The following is a 15,053-nucleotide window of genomic DNA, read 5'->3' on the forward strand; positions in this document are numbered from 1 at the left end:
AGATGCTGCGGGCGTTCGGTATCGCGGGGATGGCTGCCGCGAGCGTGCCCATACTTTCCGCCTGTGGTGTCGGTGGCGGTGAGAAGCCGACCAACGGAGCGTCGGAGGTGACAGGCGGTTTCAATTGGCGGGCGCTCGAAGGTACGAGCATAAACATCCTGCAAACCCCGCACCCGTATCAGCAGGCGTTGCAGCCCCTGCTCGCTGATTTCACCGAATTGACCGGTATTACAGTCAAAGCCGATCTGGTGCCGGAGGCCGACTATTTCACCAAGCTCAACACCGAACTTGCCGGTGGTACCGGCAAGCACGACGTGTTCATGCTCGGTGCGTACTTCATCTGGCAGTACGGGCCGCCGGCCTGGCTCGAGGATCTGCAGCCGTGGCTCGAGAACACATCGGCCACCAGCGACGAGTACGACTTCGAGGACATCTACGAGGGGTTGCGTACCTCCACGCGATGGGATTTCGAGTTGGGGTCTCCACTCGGAACCGGTGGGCAATGGGCACTGCCGCTCGGATTCGAGAACAACGTCGTCACGTACAACAAGAGGGTCTTCGACGACAAGGGCATTACGCTGCCCGACACATTCGACGGATTGATCCAACTTGCAACGGATCTCACGGATCGAAGTGAGAACGTCTACGGAATCGCCACACGAGGCTCGAAGTCCTGGGCGACGATTCACCCGGGGTTCATGACGCAGTTCACCCGCGAGGGTGCGAAGGACTACGAATTTCGGGGTGGCGAGTTGGTGGCGACGATGGACTCGGACAAGGCTGTCGCCTTCACCGAGAAGTGGATCGACATGATGCACGCTGCCGGACCGACCTCGTGGACAACGTACGACTATCCGCAGGCAACAGGCGATCTCGGTGACGGCAAGGCAATGATGGTCTACGACGCGGACAGTGCGACGTACCCGAAGAACAAGCCCGGAGCCAGTCGCGAAGCGGGTAACCTCGCTTGGTACCCAGGTCCGGCGGGCCCGGACGGGAGTTACGCGACCAACCTGTGGACGTGGTCGTTGGCCATGAATGCGCGTTCCGAGAAAAAGCATGCGGCCTGGCTTTTCCTGCAGTGGGCCACCAGTAAGGGAACTCTCAACGACGCGGTCAAATCAGGTATCTTCGCGAACCCCGTGCGCAAGTCCGTGTTCGACGAAACTTTCAAACAGGAAGTCGGCGACGGTATGCCGGGCTATCTCGAAACGTTCGAGACGGTGATCAGCAGTTCCAAGATCCAGTTCACTCCTCAGAAGAAGTTCTTCGACACCACCGAGGACTGGGCTGTCGCGCTGCAGGACATCTACGGAGGCAAGGACGCGAAATCGGCGCTGTCCTCGCTCGCCAAGACCAACACATCCAAGGTAAACCTCTGATCCGCGGCGGATCACCGGAGCAAGGGAGTAAGGAAAAGTGACTACCCAATCCACCCGTCCGCCGTCGGAGGCTCACTCCGCGAAACCGGCAGGCGCACCGCCCCGCAACGTCGAACCTCCCGAAGTGCCGATGTGGCGACGCAAGTTGCGCCCGTACATCCTCTCGATTCCGGCTGTGGTGATCGTTGTCGGGATTCTCTATCCGTTTGTGATCGGCGCGTACTACTCATTCTTGAATTACGCGGCAGTGAACCCGGATCCGCAGTTCGTGTGGTTCAAGAACTTCGCGAGTGTCCTGGGCGACTCGAGCTTCTGGACCAGCGTGCGTGTGACCGGAGTCTTCGCGATTGTCGCCACGGCGGTCGAGACGGTGATCGGTGTCGGCATCGCGTTATTGCTCAACCGTTCGAGCTTGATCGGGAAGATCTTCGAGAAGGTGCTGATCCTTCCGCTGATGATCGCACCGGTCATCGCCGGCGTGATCTGGAAGCTGATGTTCAACCCGCAGTTCGGAATTCTGAATCACGTTCTGGGGCTGGGTAACACATTCGACTGGTTGAGCAGTCAGAACGCCCTGTGGTCCGTCATTCTGGTGGACCTGTGGATCTTCACTCCCTTCGTGGCGATTCTTGTTCTCGCCGGCATGCGTTCTTTACCGAAGGAGCCGTTCGAAGCGTCCGAGGTAGACGGTGCCAGTTGGTTCTACATGTTCCGCCGGCTCATGCTGCCCATGTTGTGGCCCTACATCCTGGTCGCCGTGATCTTCCGATTCATGGACAACCTCAAAGTGTTCGACGCGGTGTACGTCCTGACTGCGGGTGGACCAGGACTGTCCACCCGAACGCTCCAGATCGGTGCGTTCGAGGATTCGATCATCAATCTCGACTACTCCCGCGGCAGCACATACATGTTCTTGCTGTGGATCATCGTGTTCGTCACCGCGCGCTATCTGGTGAGCGTGTTGGGCAAGGCGCAGCGTCGTGCTGCCGGAGCGGAGTCGTAAAGTCATGGCCAGTGAATTGATGCCAGGCCAGAAGAGGTTCACGGTGGGAGCCGTAGCCGCGGACATCGTGTTGGTCGTGTGGTTCGTCTTCTCGCTCTTTCCCATCCTGTGGATGTTTCTGCTGGCGCTGAAAACTCCGGCCGAGCAGACCACCACATATTTCAAGTTCAGTCCCACGTTCGAGAACTTCGGAACCGTGCTGAGTCAGAAGGGCACGGATCTGACGAGTGTCGACTTCAAGTCGGCTCTGCTGACCAGCCTGATCAATTGTGGTGGTGCTGTTCTGGTTTCGTTGGCCATCGGCATTCCGGCTGCGTATGCTGCCGGACGTTGGAAGTACAAGGGATCCAACGATCTGATGTTCAACATGCTTTCCTTCCGCTTTGCGCCGGAGCTGATGGTGATCGTCCCGCTGTTCGTCATCTACAACCAGATCGGGTTGTTCGACACCAAACTCGGGATGGTGTGGGTTCTTCAACTGGTGACGATGCCTCTGGTGGTCTGGATCTTGCGCTCGTATTTCGAAGATCTGCCTGAAGATCTCGAACAGGCGGCTCTCCTGGACGGGTACACGCGCAAGCGCGCCTTCGTCATGGTGGCGCTTCCACTTGTTCGTCCGGGAATTGCCGCAGCAGCACTACTTTCGTTCATCTTCGCGTGGAACAACTACGTTTTCCCTCTCATCCTCGCCGACAGCAACGCCGGAACAGTCACCGTCGCAGTGACCAAGTTCCTCGGTGGTGGCGGACAGGCCTACTACAATCTGACAGCTGCGGCTGCGGTGATCGCTGCTCTACCACCGCTGATTCTGGCGTTGACGATCCAGCGATACCTTGTCCGCGGACTGTCGTTCGGGGCGGTGAAATCCTGATGGTCGCACTTACTGTCAAAGCATTGACCAAACACTACGGAAAGACCGTGGGCATCGACGGCATCGACCTCGACGTGGCAGACGGTGAATTCCTCGTCATTCTGGGACCTTCGGGCGCAGGCAAGACCACGACGCTCAAGTCGATAGCCGGACTCGTCGAAGTCGACGACGGCACGGTCGACATCGGGGGAGTGAACATGACGCTCGTCGAGCCATACCACCGTAACGTCGCCATGGCCTTCGAGAGTTACGCGCTGTACCCGCAAAAGACAGTGTCCGAGAATCTGGCGTCACCACTCAAGTCCGGTCGAACCGGAAAATACTCGGAGGACGAGCAGAAGCGCCGTATCGACACCGTCACCAAGACCTTGGGAATCAACCACCTTCTCGAGCGATTTCCACGGGAACTCTCGAACGGGCAGCGGCAGCGAGTTGCTCTCGGGCGAGTGTTGGTACGGCCGGCCGACGTGTACCTTCTCGACGAACCGCTCTCACATCTCGATGCCAAACTACGGGCGGCGATGCGTGCCGAATTGCGCCAACTCGGTCAGATGTCCAACACCACAACGGTATACGTGACACACGACTATCAAGAAGCACTGGCGTTGGGTGATCGAATCGCGATCCTGAGGGAGGGGCGGCTGGTCCAGATCGACACGCCGGCGAACATCTGGCATGCGCCCGCTGACACCTTCGTGGCGCGCTCGCTCGGCCAACCCGAGATCAACGTGTTCGAGGCAGTAGTCGACGGGGCAGCGCTCCGGGTGCCCGGAACCGACCTGGAGGTCGTGATTCCGTCGGACATCACGATATCTACGTCGGCCGGCGCTCGAATCGGTATCCGACCGTGTGACATCGAGATTCGGGCAGATTTCTCGCGGACCCCAGGCTTGGTGGCCGTACGCGGCCGGATCCAACTGGTGGAGCGCCTCGGCCGCAATGTCGAACTCTCGATTGATCTCGGCAGCGGGGTCACGATGATCGGTCTGTCGTCGGGGGGTTCGCTCGCGGTCGAAGGTGCCGAGGTCGTTGTGGAAGTGGCTTGCCAGAACATTCACCTGTTCGAGGGAGCGCCCGAGGGGACGGACAGTCGACGACTCGGCAACGCGATCGCCGGTGCCGGCAGGACCGGCGACAGTGTAACGACCCACGCAGCACAGGAGGACAGGCGATGACCACTACCGCCGATAGCCGTCGCGCCACGAAGGTCGCGCAATCACTCACCCTGGACAACCTGGAGAAGACTTACTCTTCACGCGGGCGGGCAACATTCCATGCGGTCAAAGGAATCGACCTACACATCGAACCGGGTGAGTTGGTCGCACTGCTCGGTCCTTCGGGATGCGGCAAGACGACAACCCTTCGGATGATCGCCGGCCTGGAGACCGTCTCGAGCGGTGAGATCTTGATCGGTGACCGGAAGATCAGTCAGCTGGCACCCGGAAAACGAGGAGTCGGGGTGGGATTCGAGAGCTACGCTTTGTATCCGCCGCTCTCGGTACGCGACAACCTCTCGTACGGATTGAAAGCCCGAAAAGTAGCGGGCGCAGACGAACTGGTGTCCACCATTGCCCGTCGTCTGGAGATGGAGGACCTACTCGACTTGCGTCCGGCAGGATTGTCGAGCGGACAGAAGCAGCGAGTTGCACTCGCTCGGGCCCTTGTGCGCAACCCGCCGGTTCTGCTCCTCGACGAACCGCTCTCGCACCTCGACGCGTCGGCGCGGCAACGGGTTCGGCGTGAACTGAAGATGCTGCAACGCGAATTCGGCTACACCACAATCGTGGTCACCCACGACCAGGTCGAAGCGCTGAGCTTGGCCGACCGGCTTGCGGTGATGGACGGTGGCATCATCCAGCAGTACGGCACTCCTGACGAGGTGTTCGACGATCCGGCCAACATCTTCGTGGCGGAGTTCGTGGGTGAACCGCAGATCAACATGTTCGACGGAATTGTGCGGCTCGAGAACGGATCTGCGGTTGTTGCCATAGGCTCGGCTGGTACCTTACCGGTCTCGACACGCAATGTCGTTGAGGGTCAGTCGGTTCGGGTCGGAGTTCGACCCCAAGACATGACTATGGTGCCGGGGCCTGCCGCGCATCGGCAGATCACGGTGCACGTGAAGCATTTCGAGCACCTGATGGAGTTCGGTTTGGTACAGGTGAACGCAGCGGGGACCGAGTCGACTGGCTCGGGTTCGACGCTGATGGTTCAGACGCCGGCCCACGAGAGGTTTGCGGCAGGCGACGAGTGCGCTGCGACTGCTCTTCCTGAACGTGTCTATCTGTTCGACCCCGAAACCGGAAATCGACTGCGTTAGAGGTATTTTCATGACTCGGCTATTCAACGATCCCGCGACATTTACGGAAGACATGCTCGAGGGTTTCCTCGACGCCAACTCCGACTATGTTGTCGGTGTGCCAGGCGGTGTAGTACGAGCCCAGGAGACACGACCGGGCAAGGTTGCGGTCGTCGTAGGTGGCGGTTCCGGTCACTATCCCGCGTTCTGTGGTGTCGTCGGGCCGGGGTTCGCCGACGGTGCAGTGGTGGGAAATATCTTCACGTCTCCCTCCGCGGCGGAGGCGGCCTCCGTCGCTCGCACTGTCGACAGCGGTGCCGGGGTGCTTCTGACCACCGGAAATTACGCGGGTGACGTGATGAACTTCTCGCTCGCAGTGAAAGCTTTGGCGCACGAGGGAATCGACGCTCGCTACCTGCCGGTCACCGACGATATTGCGAGTGCTTCGGCGGAGGACATCACGAAGCGGCGGGGAATCGCCGGTGATTTCACGGTATTCAAGATCGCGTCGGCTGCTGCGGAAGCAGGCTATGACCTCGACGAGGTGCAGCGAGTAGGTCGCACGGCGAACGACAACACTCGGACACTCGGTGTTGCTTTCGACGGATGCACCCTGCCGGGCGCCGATCACCCACTGTTCACGGTGGAAACCGGAATGATGGATCTGGGGCTGGGAATTCACGGAGAACCGGGTGTATCCGCGCACGAGATGCCCAGTGCCGCAGAACTGGCGCGACTATTGGTCGACGGCGTGCTTGCCGAACGACCGGACGGTACCGGGACACGTGTCGGTGCGATCCTCAACGGGCTCGGGCGCACCAAGTACGAGGAACTGTTCGTGGTCTGGGGAACCGCGTCGAAGCTGTTGCGGGAGGCCGGATACACGATTGTCTCGCCAGAGGTCGGAGAGTTGGTGACCAGTCTGGACATGGCCGGTTGTTCGCTGACGCTCATGTGGCTGGACGAGGAACTCGAAACGTTCTGGACGGCGGCGGCGGACACTCCGGCATTTCGGCGCGGAACATTCGGTGTGGCAACACGATCGGGGGAGCGTCGTACGACCACTTCGGTGCAAGAGACGTCCGGTGTGAGCGCTGCGGGCGACGACCAGGGACGGCTGTGCGGAGAAACTGTGGCGACGGTGATCGAGGCTCTCGCTCGGGTGATGGCGGTCAACGAAGAAGAACTGGGCCGCATCGATGCGGTGGCGGGCGATGGAGACCACGGGCGCGGGATGGTTCGGGGAACCGAATACGCGACGCTGGCAGCGCAGGCCGCAGCCGTGCAGGGTGCCGGTCCACAAGGAGTTCTGACTGCAGCGGGTGAAGCCTGGGCTGCAAAGGCAGGCGGGACGTCCGGCGTGCTGTGGGGTGCCGCGCTCACGGCGATGGGAACCAGGCTGGGTGACAAAGGGCAACCAGGCGCCCATGACCTGGCTGACGGTGTACGGGCGGGCTTTGACGCGATAGTGGCGCTCGGTGGCGCAAAACCCGGCGACAAGACGATGCTCGACGCTCTGTGGCCGTTCGTGGAAACCTTGAGTGCCGCAGTCGGAAACGGGGTCCCCACAGCGAAGGCATGGGACGAAGCCGCCGTCGTTGCCCAGACCGCAGCCGACGCCACGGCGCAATTGCGCCCGTTGGTGGGTCGAGCACGGCCGCTGGCAGAACGGAGCGTCGGGACCCCGGATGCCGGCGCGATATCGATGGCGATGTGCGTCCGTACCGTCGCTGATTTCTTGAACACGAACTCTGAACGCAAGGAGCACGATCATGGCTGAGCGACTTCGTATCGTCGTCGGTTGCGACGACGCCGGCTTGGAGTACAAGCAGGCACTCAAGGCCGACCTCGAAGTCGACGACCGCGTGGAGGTGGTGACCGATGTCGGCGTCGGAAACGACGAGCACACTGCGTATCCGCACGTTGCTGTCACCGCCGCCAGGTTGGTGGCCGAGGGCAAAGCCGACCGGGCGCTTCTCGTGTGTGGAACTGGGTTGGGCGTCGCTATCAGTGCCAACAAGGTGCCGGGGATCCGCGCGGTGACTGCCCACGACAGTTTCTCGGTGGAGAGATCGGTGCTCAGCAACGACGCACAGGTCTTGTGTTTCGGGCAGCGAGTGGTTGGACTCGAACTCGCCAGGCGACTGGCGAAGGAGTGGTTGGGCTATCACTTCGACACTCGGAGCGCTTCTGCCGAGAAGGTCGCTGCGATCGGCGAATACGAGACTGCCGGTAAGCCCCGCGACTGCTGATCGCTCAGAGCAGGCCGAACTTTCGGACTGCGTCGAGTAGTGCGTGCGGGCGTTCGGTCGTCGGCAGGGGATCGACGAGCGCGAACTGGCAACCGATGTCTCGGGCAGCGCCGTCGGCCTCGTCGCTGTCGCCGACCATCAATGTCTGCGCCGCATCCACATCGAGTTGCGCCAGTGCGTATTCGAAGATTGCGGGTTCCGGTTTGACGGCACCCACCTCGAACGAGAGGACGAACTCGTCGACCCAGACATCCCAGCCTCGGTCGACGAACGCCGGTCGGATGTCGAATGCGATGTTGCTCAGGACCGCGGTTCGTATGCCCTTCTCCGACAATGACTTCAGGACCTCGCCGGTATCCGGGTACGGCGACCACTGGTCCGGATCTACCAGCAGGGCGTAGAAAGCCTCGGCGCGAACCGGATCGGGCACTCCGGACTTGCTCAACACGTCGAGGTAAGCCTGACGATGCAACTTCGGATCCCGGTCGCGGTTCTCCCACGCGTAGATCCCGGCTTCGTCCATCTCGACGGTTCTACCCACCGGCGCGGTCATCCGGCGCATCAGCTCGGCTTGAGCATGCACGTCGAGCGGATCACCTCGGTGATCGACGAGGTGCTCGTTCCAATCGTCGCTCTCTTCCAGACGGAAGAGGGTTCCGGAGAAATCGAACAGCGTCGCGGCGATATGTCCGTCTTGATGGGCCGTGCTGTCAGTGTTCACCTCGACAGGTTATCGGCGTCCGCTTTCCGATGCGTGATGTGAGCCAGTGCACGCGTACTTTGAGAGGGCACATTTTCCGAGGTTCCCCCGACGGGCGTGATTTCGACGCCCCGGATGAACCGAACGACGAGGGGGATCCTCCGTGTCCGACCACGCGAATACACCAGATTTGACGAAGCCGTCCGGCGAAGACCCCCACCTCTCACGTCAGCTGTCCAACCGGCATATCCAGCTGATCGCCATCGGTGGGGCCATCGGCACCGGACTCTTCATGGGATCGGGCAAGACGATCTCTCTCGCCGGGCCTTCCGTGATCTTCGTGTACATGATCATCGGCTTCATGCTCTTCTTCGTCATGCGTGCGATGGGCGAGTTGCTGCTTTCGAACATGGCGTACAAGTCGTTCTCGGACTTCGCCGCCGATCTGCTGGGCCCCTGGGCGGGATTCTTCACCGGCTGGACGTATTGGTTCTGTTGGATCGTCACCGGCATCGCTGACGTCATCGCGATTTCCGGCTACTTCAAATACTGGTGGCCAGGTCTCGCGGCGTGGATTCCCGCTTTGCTGACGATCGCGGCACTACTCCTCCTGAACTTGCCGACGGTGAAGGCCTTCGGTGAAACCGAGTTCTGGTTCGCGCTGATCAAGATCATCGCCATCGTCAGCCTGATCATCGTCGGCATCGTCATGGTCGTCTCCGGGTTCACGGCGCCGAACGGTGCCACCTCCGGCATCGACAATCTCTGGAACGACGGCGGCATGTTCCCGACCGGATTCATGGGCTTCGTGGCCGGCTTCCAGATCGCGGTGTTCGCATTCGTGGGTATCGAACTGGTCGGCACGACAGCAGCCGAGGCGAAGGACCCGGAGAAGAACCTGCCGAAGGCCATCAACTCCATCCCCATTCGTGTGCTGCTGTTCTACGTCATTGCGCTGACCGTGATCATCGCGGTGACACCGTGGCGTGAAATCAGCGCAGACAAGAGTCCGTTCGTCGCCATGTTCACACTCGCCGGCCTCGGCATCGCTGCATCGGTCATCAACTTCGTCGTGCTGACCTCCGCCGCATCTTCGGCGAACTCGGGTATTTACTCCACCTCGCGCATGGTGTTCGGGCTTGCACAAGAAGGCGACGCACCGAGGGCTCTCGGCAAGCTGAACTCACGCAAGGTCCCCGCGAACGCCCTGATGTTCTCGTGCATCTTCCTGCTGGCGTCGCTGATCCTGCTGTTCTCGGGCGACTCCGTGATCGAGGCCTTCACCGTCGTCACGACCATCTCGGCGCTGCTGTTCATGTTCGTGTGGACGATCATCCTGGCGAGCTACATGGTGTACCGGAAGCGTCGTCCGCACCTGCACGAGGCGTCGAAGTTCAAGATGCCCGGCGGCATCGTGATGTGCTGGGTCGTGCTCGCGTTCTTCGTCTTCATCCTCTGGGCGCTGACAACCAAGGACGACACCCTGCAGGCACTTGTCGTCACGCCGATCTGGTTCGTCGTTCTGGGTATCGCGTGGGCGATCATCCGCCGCCGACCCGCTCACCGGGCACGATACGACGCATTCAAGTCAGAACTGGACGCCAGCCGACAGAACGGCGAAAAATAGTTTTGGTCAAGATCGGGTAACGGTGGCGGCCGCCTTGATCAAACTGTTACATTCTTCGGCAGACAGAGGAGCGGGCTTCATCAGAAGGACGCTGCACGCCGACGACTGACGGAGTACACACTGTGGGAAACCACCACCGCACGGGCAATGACGATGTTGTCTTCGAGATCGATCCCGAGGCAGCAAGCGGCCGCCACCGCACCGCGTCGTCTGGCCCTGGTGCCGGTGTCAAGGCAGGCGTCGTAGCTGCGGCTACCGGTGCACTCCTCGTCGGTGCAGGCCAGATGGGTGCAGGAACCGCTGCTGCGGCGCCGGCAACACAGACCATCGCGGGCTTCGAACTCCCGCAGGGTCTGCTTCCCGAAGGCGTTGTCGTTCCGGCTGAATTGGCAGCTCTTCCCGCTCTCGACATTCCTGAGCTGCCCGATTTTGCAGCTGACCTCAACACGCAGGCGCAGCAGTTCCTCGCCGGTATCAATCCCGGCACGTCCGCTCGCACGGTGCAGCCGGTGTCCGGAACGCTGACCTCCACCTTCGGTTCGCGCTGGGGAGCGCACCACGGCGGTCTCGACATCGCAGCCCCGATCGGTACGCCGATCCTGGCTGCAGCCGACGGCCAGGTCATCGACGCCGGCCCGGCGTCAGGTTTCGGACTGTGGGTCCGTGTCCAGCACGACGACGGCACCGTCACCACGTACGGCCACGTCAACGACTACCAGGTCAACGTCGGTCAGCGAGTCAACGCCGGCCAGCAGATCGCCACCGTGGGTAACCGTGGCCAGTCCACCGGCCCCCACCTGCACTTCGAGGTAGCCGAGAACGGCGCAAAGGTCGATCCGGCAGCGTGGCTGCAGGCCCGCGGTGTGGCTGTCACCTGGGTAGACAACTCGTAAGAAAACTTCTTGTAGGACTGCGGTGGTACCGGGAAATTCTTCCTGGTGCCACCGCAGTTCTCGTTTGTCGGTGACCCCGGCCGGATAGCCTTCAGTGACGTTGATCGTCGAAGGGGGAACGCGCGATGGGTGCAGAGGTCACGGCAAGAGAATTCACCAGAGCCGACCGCAGGCTCTTTCGTAAGAAGGTGCGCTCGTGCGTCGACGCCATGAAGCAGATGCTCGACGGTGGTGACTTTCGGGACGCCGTCGACAGGCCCGCGCCGCTGCTGGGTATGGAGATCGAATTCAACCTGGTGAACGGGGACATGGCTCCTGCGATGTCGAATCGTGAAGTACTCGAATCCATAGACGACGCTGCGGTTTTCCAAACCGAACTCGGACAGTTCAACGTCGAGATGAACGTCGAACCCGGCCCTCTCACCGGTGACGCGACTTTCGAATTGGAAAAGAAACTGCGGGCGTCCCTCGACGTCGCAGACGCGCGAATCCATGCGCACGACGCCGAGATGGTGATGATCGGGATGCTGCCGACACTGCAGCTCGAGCATCTCGATCGAGAGTGGATCACCGCCAACCCGCGCTACGAATTGCTCAACGAGCAGATTTTTGCCGCGCGAGGAGAGGACATCGAACTCGACGTCGAAGGTGTCGCGCTACCTGGCGGCGACGTGGAACTTCTTCGGGCCGATACCAATTCGGTGGTGCCGGAGGCGGCGTGTACGTCCATGCAGTTGCATCTGCGGGTGGCGCCGGAAGAATTTGCCGCGCACTGGAATGCCGCGCAGTGTCTGGCCGGAGTGCAAGTGGCGTTGGCCGCCAATTCTCCTTTCCTGGCGGGCAAGGCACTCTGGCACGAATCACGCATTCCGATCTTCGAACAGGCCACGGACACCCGAACTTTCGAGCTGAAGAACCAAGGTGTGCGTCCGCGGGTGTGGTTCGGTGAGCGGTGGATCCATTCGGTGCTCGACCTGTTCGAGGAGAACTCGCGGTATTTTCCGGCCCTGCTGCCTGATGTGTCGGACACCGATCCACTGGAAGTGCTCGCGGCGGGCGAGATTCCGGAGTTGAGCGAGCTTCAGATGCACAACGGCACGGTTTACCGGTGGAATCGACCGGTGTACGACTGCTCGGATGGCAAGCCGCACTTGCGTATCGAGAATCGTGTGCTGCCGGCCGGGCCGACCGTCGTCGACATCATGGCCAATGCAGCCTTCTACTACGGAACCGTTCGGGCACTGGTGAACGCGGAGCGGCCACTGTGGTCGCACATGTCTTTTCATGCGGCGGAAGAGAACTTGCACATCGGCGCCAAATACGGACTGGACGCGACCCTGTACTGGCCGGAGATCGGCTGGGTCGGTGCCGACGAGTTGATATTGCGAAGGCTGCTGCCGTTGGCGCACGAGGGTTTGGCGGACTTCGGATTGTCCGCCGCCGCCCGCGATCGGTACCTCGGCGTCATCGAAGGGCGGTGCATGAATCGGCAGACCGGTGCGGCCTGGCAGCGAGAGCACGTTGCGCGGGCGGAGGCCGCGGGCGCGGACCGCTCGACTGCGCTCACCGGAATGCTCCGCGGTTACGTGGAGAACATGCGCACGGGAGATCCTGTTCACACCTGGTCCTGATTGCTCTGCTAATTCTCCTATCCGTCAACAGTTTCGGGGACTTAAGTCCCCGAAATCGAGAGGGGGCGACCCCAAAAAAGCCGGACAAGTGGGATGGTTAGAGTGAAAGTGGCTCGGTTACTTCTTCAGGAAGGTGGGCACATGAGTTCACGCGAACATAACAGTGTTGTTGTCGGAGTCGAGGGTTCGGACACTGCGTCCACCGCGCTCCGCGAGGCCGCGAAAATCGCCGCCCAGCGCGAATTGCGACTCGACATCATCCACGCTCTCGACTTCGCGCCGTACGGTTTCGGTGGACCGTACGTCGACGCGGGTGGGGTGTACGAGTGGGTCGAGGAGGCCGGAAAAGCGATCTTGGCAGAGGCGGAGCAGTTCGCCCGTGAGATCGATCCGAAACTCGAGGTTCACACCGAAATCGCCATCGGCAGTGCAACTCAGTGGTTGATCGAGAGTTCGGCACAGGCGAGGCGCGTAGTTGTCGGAGCTTCTGCATCAGGCAAGGCGGCAACGGCAGTGCTCGGCAATACCGCGGTCGGGGTGGCCAGTCACGGCAAGTGCCCGGTGATCGTCGTTCGAGACCGCGACGGCGCGGTGCCCTCGGAGGGGCCGGTGGTGGTCGGCGTCGACGGCAGCGCATTGAGCGCCCAGGCCGTCGGTGCGGCTTTCGAGGAAGCGGCATTCCGCGGCGCCGAGTTGGTGGCGCTGCACGTGTGGAGCGACCTCGGCAGTGCGGCATTCGAAGACCCGAGGGCCGCTGCACTTGCACCGCAGTCCCTCGAAGAGGAAGAGCACGCCGTTCTCAGCGAGAGCTTGGCAGGTTGGTCCGAGCAGTACCCGGACGTGAAGGTCCGGCGCGAGGTCTACCTCGACAACCCACGTGGACGACTGCTGGACTGGTCGGCAAAAGCGCAGCTCGTGGTCGTCGGTAGCCGTGGTCGCGGTGGATTCCGCGGCATGCTCCTCGGCTCGACCAGCAACACCCTGATCGCTTCGGCCAAGTGCCCCGTCATGGTGGTTCGCCCCGAAGAATCCTGACCCTCCTCAGGTTCTCCCGCTACCCCGTTCATTTCGGTCATCGAATATGAACGGGGTAGTCACATGAATGCGGACTCAGGTTCCGTAGTGTTCGATGTGAGTAAGTGTTCGATGGGAGTACCACTGCCCGTGTGCGCGTCGCACACGGCAGCAATCGTCAGGATTGGGGTTACAACGTGCGTATCGGTATGGGTTTGAACTACAGCGGCGGGTTCGCCGAAACCGTCGAAGAGGTCGGTGACCTGGAGAAGGCGGGCCTGGACATCGCTTTCGTCCCGGAAGCGTATTCCTTCGACGCGGTCAGCCAGCTCGGCTACCTGGCGGCCAAGACGTCGACAATCGAACTCGCTTCGGGAATCTTTCAGATCTACACCCGTACGCCTTCGTTGACCGCGATGACGGCAGCGGGCCTGGACTTCGTCTCCAACGGCCGGTTCGTCATGGGACTGGGCGCCTCCGGGCCGCAGGTGATCGAGGGATTCCACGGCGTCAAGTACGACGCTCCGCTGGGACGTACCCGTGAGGTCGTCGAGATCTGCCGTAAGGTGTGGCGCCGCGAGAAGGTCGAATACCAGGGCAAGTATTACCAGGTTCCGCTCCCCGCTGAGAAAGGTACCGGACTGGGCAAGCCGCTCAAGCTGATCAATCATCCTGTGCGTGAGCGCATCCCGATCCTGATCGCTTCGCTCGGCCCCAAGAACGTCGAGCTGACGGCCGAGATCGCCGAAGGCTGGGAGCCGATCTTCTTCCATCCGGAGAAGGCAGCCAGCGTGTGGGGCGAGCCGATCGCCAAGGGCAAGGCCAAGCGCGATCCGAGCCTCGGCGAGCTTCAGGTATACGCGTCGCCGGCGCTCGCCATCGGTGACGACGTCGACCACATGCTCGACTGGGTACGCCCGAGCCTTGCGCTCTACATCGGCGGCATGGGCGCCAAGGGCAAGAACTTCTACAACGATCTCGCGGTGCGCTACGGCTACGAAGAGGCCGCCGAGAAGATCCAGGATCTCTACCTCGCGGGCAAGAAGGACGAAGCCGCAGCAGCAGTCCCCGACGAGCTGGTTCGTGCCGTGTCGTTGATCGGTCCCGAGAGCTACGTCAGGGAACGCGTCGCAGCCTTCGCCGAAGCGGGCGTCACGACGCTCAACGTCACGCCGTTGGCTGCCGATCGCAACGGCCGTGTCCAGCTGATCGAGAAGTTCCGCAAGATTTGCGACTGACCCTGCCGTGGGGGGGGGGTTTTAAGGACGGGGGAGTGTTGGAGCGACGCGGGGGGGGGGGGTTGGTGGGGGAGCGGGACCGGTGAGTGGGGGGGGGTGTTAGTGGGTTTGTGAGGTGAGTAAGATGAGGGTGGTTAGAGAGG

The 15,053-nt window shown here is 61.5% G+C and carries 13 protein-coding genes; 12 read left to right on the forward strand and 1 reads right to left on the reverse strand.

Translation table 11 applies throughout. From position 1 onward, the window contains the following. Nucleotides 1-2: 2 nt before the first annotated feature. The 7 genes from ACFT1A_RS06910 to ACFT1A_RS06940 are packed head-to-tail and all read left to right on the forward strand — an operon-like array spanning nt 3 to nt 7,807. On the forward strand, nt 3-1,382 hold the full coding sequence (locus ACFT1A_RS06910; RefSeq protein WP_378446545.1) for an ABC transporter substrate-binding protein: 1,380 nt from the start codon (nt 3-5) through the stop codon (nt 1,380-1,382). A 37-nt stretch (nt 1,383-1,419) separates the two neighbouring features. Continuing rightward, nucleotides 1,420-2,385, forward strand: coding sequence for a carbohydrate ABC transporter permease (locus ACFT1A_RS06915; RefSeq protein WP_166809424.1), 966 nt, complete (start codon nt 1,420-1,422; stop codon nt 2,383-2,385). 4 nt (nt 2,386-2,389) lie between these two features. Further along, entirely contained in the window at nt 2,390-3,256 is an 867-nt protein-coding gene (locus ACFT1A_RS06920) for a carbohydrate ABC transporter permease (RefSeq protein WP_021345201.1), read from the forward strand. Beyond that, the gene (locus ACFT1A_RS06925) at nt 3,256-4,431 is read left to right on the forward strand and encodes an ABC transporter ATP-binding protein (RefSeq protein ID WP_378446368.1); all 1,176 of its coding nucleotides are present in this window, start codon (nt 3,256-3,258) and stop codon (nt 4,429-4,431) included. The genes ACFT1A_RS06920 and ACFT1A_RS06925 overlap by 1 nt, the downstream gene beginning before the upstream one ends. After that, nucleotides 4,428-5,576, forward strand: coding sequence for an ABC transporter ATP-binding protein (locus ACFT1A_RS06930; RefSeq protein WP_378446369.1), 1,149 nt, complete (start codon nt 4,428-4,430; stop codon nt 5,574-5,576). The genes ACFT1A_RS06925 and ACFT1A_RS06930 overlap by 4 nt, the downstream gene beginning before the upstream one ends. Before the next feature lie 10 nt (nt 5,577-5,586). Further along, a complete protein-coding gene (locus tag ACFT1A_RS06935) occupies nt 5,587-7,335 on the forward strand; it encodes a dihydroxyacetone kinase family protein (protein WP_378446370.1) in 1,749 nt (582 codons plus the stop codon). Next, nucleotides 7,328-7,807 (forward strand): ribose-5-phosphate isomerase, encoded by a 480-nt coding sequence (locus ACFT1A_RS06940; RefSeq protein ID WP_378446371.1) that lies wholly within the window; start codon nt 7,328-7,330, stop codon nt 7,805-7,807. The genes ACFT1A_RS06935 and ACFT1A_RS06940 overlap by 8 nt, the downstream gene beginning before the upstream one ends. A gap of 4 nt (nt 7,808-7,811) precedes the next feature. Here ACFT1A_RS06940 and ACFT1A_RS06945 read toward each other — a convergent pair whose 3' ends face one another. After that, a complete protein-coding gene (locus ACFT1A_RS06945) occupies nt 7,812-8,528 on the reverse strand; it encodes an HAD family hydrolase (protein WP_378446372.1) in 717 nt (238 codons plus the stop codon). 142 nt (nt 8,529-8,670) lie between these two features. Between ACFT1A_RS06945 and cycA the strand changes: the two genes are divergently transcribed. From cycA to ACFT1A_RS06970, 5 genes are all read left to right on the forward strand, one after another. After that, complete coding sequence (gene cycA, locus ACFT1A_RS06950) at nt 8,671-10,134, forward strand: D-serine/D-alanine/glycine transporter (protein ID WP_230814383.1); 1,464 nt, start codon at nt 8,671-8,673, stop codon at nt 10,132-10,134. Nucleotides 10,135-10,256: 122 nt separating this feature from the next. Continuing rightward, nucleotides 10,257-11,027, forward strand: coding sequence for a M23 family metallopeptidase (locus ACFT1A_RS06955; RefSeq protein ID WP_378446373.1), 771 nt, complete (start codon nt 10,257-10,259; stop codon nt 11,025-11,027). A gap of 125 nt (nt 11,028-11,152) precedes the next feature. Further along, the gene (locus tag ACFT1A_RS06960; protein WP_378446374.1) at nt 11,153-12,658 is read left to right on the forward strand and encodes a glutamate-cysteine ligase family protein; all 1,506 of its coding nucleotides are present in this window, start codon (nt 11,153-11,155) and stop codon (nt 12,656-12,658) included. A gap of 141 nt (nt 12,659-12,799) precedes the next feature. Beyond that, nucleotides 12,800-13,693, forward strand: a complete 894-nt coding sequence (locus ACFT1A_RS06965; protein ID WP_020970378.1) for a universal stress protein — start codon at nt 12,800-12,802, stop codon at nt 13,691-13,693. A 176-nt stretch (nt 13,694-13,869) separates the two neighbouring features. Then, on the forward strand, nt 13,870-14,910 hold the full coding sequence (locus ACFT1A_RS06970; RefSeq protein ID WP_230814737.1) for an LLM class F420-dependent oxidoreductase: 1,041 nt from the start codon (nt 13,870-13,872) through the stop codon (nt 14,908-14,910). Nucleotides 14,911-15,053 lie beyond the last annotated feature (143 nt).

Origin of the sequence: Rhodococcus sp. NPDC057135 (assembly GCF_042670865.1) — a bacterium.
In the GTDB taxonomy this organism is placed as follows: domain Bacteria; phylum Actinomycetota; class Actinomycetes; order Mycobacteriales; family Mycobacteriaceae; genus Rhodococcus_F.

Excerpts from the sequence above, each read along its gene's own strand:
- ACFT1A_RS06910 (WP_378446545.1), top strand. The coding sequence starts at position 3 with ATGCTGCGGGCGTTCGGTATCGCGGGGATGGCTGCCGCGAGCGTGCCC.
- ACFT1A_RS06920 (WP_021345201.1), top strand. The coding sequence starts at position 2,390 with ATGGCCAGTGAATTGATGCCAGGCCAGAAGAGGTTCACGGTGGGAGCC.
- ACFT1A_RS06925 (WP_378446368.1), top strand. The coding sequence starts at position 3,256 with ATGGTCGCACTTACTGTCAAAGCATTGACCAAACACTACGGAAAGACC.
- ACFT1A_RS06930 (WP_378446369.1), top strand. The coding sequence starts at position 4,428 with ATGACCACTACCGCCGATAGCCGTCGCGCCACGAAGGTCGCGCAATCA.
- ACFT1A_RS06935 (WP_378446370.1), top strand. The coding sequence starts at position 5,587 with ATGACTCGGCTATTCAACGATCCCGCGACATTTACGGAAGACATGCTC.
- ACFT1A_RS06940 (WP_378446371.1), top strand. The coding sequence starts at position 7,328 with ATGGCTGAGCGACTTCGTATCGTCGTCGGTTGCGACGACGCCGGCTTG.
- ACFT1A_RS06960 (WP_378446374.1), top strand. The coding sequence starts at position 11,153 with ATGGGTGCAGAGGTCACGGCAAGAGAATTCACCAGAGCCGACCGCAGG.
- ACFT1A_RS06965 (WP_020970378.1), top strand. The coding sequence starts at position 12,800 with ATGAGTTCACGCGAACATAACAGTGTTGTTGTCGGAGTCGAGGGTTCG.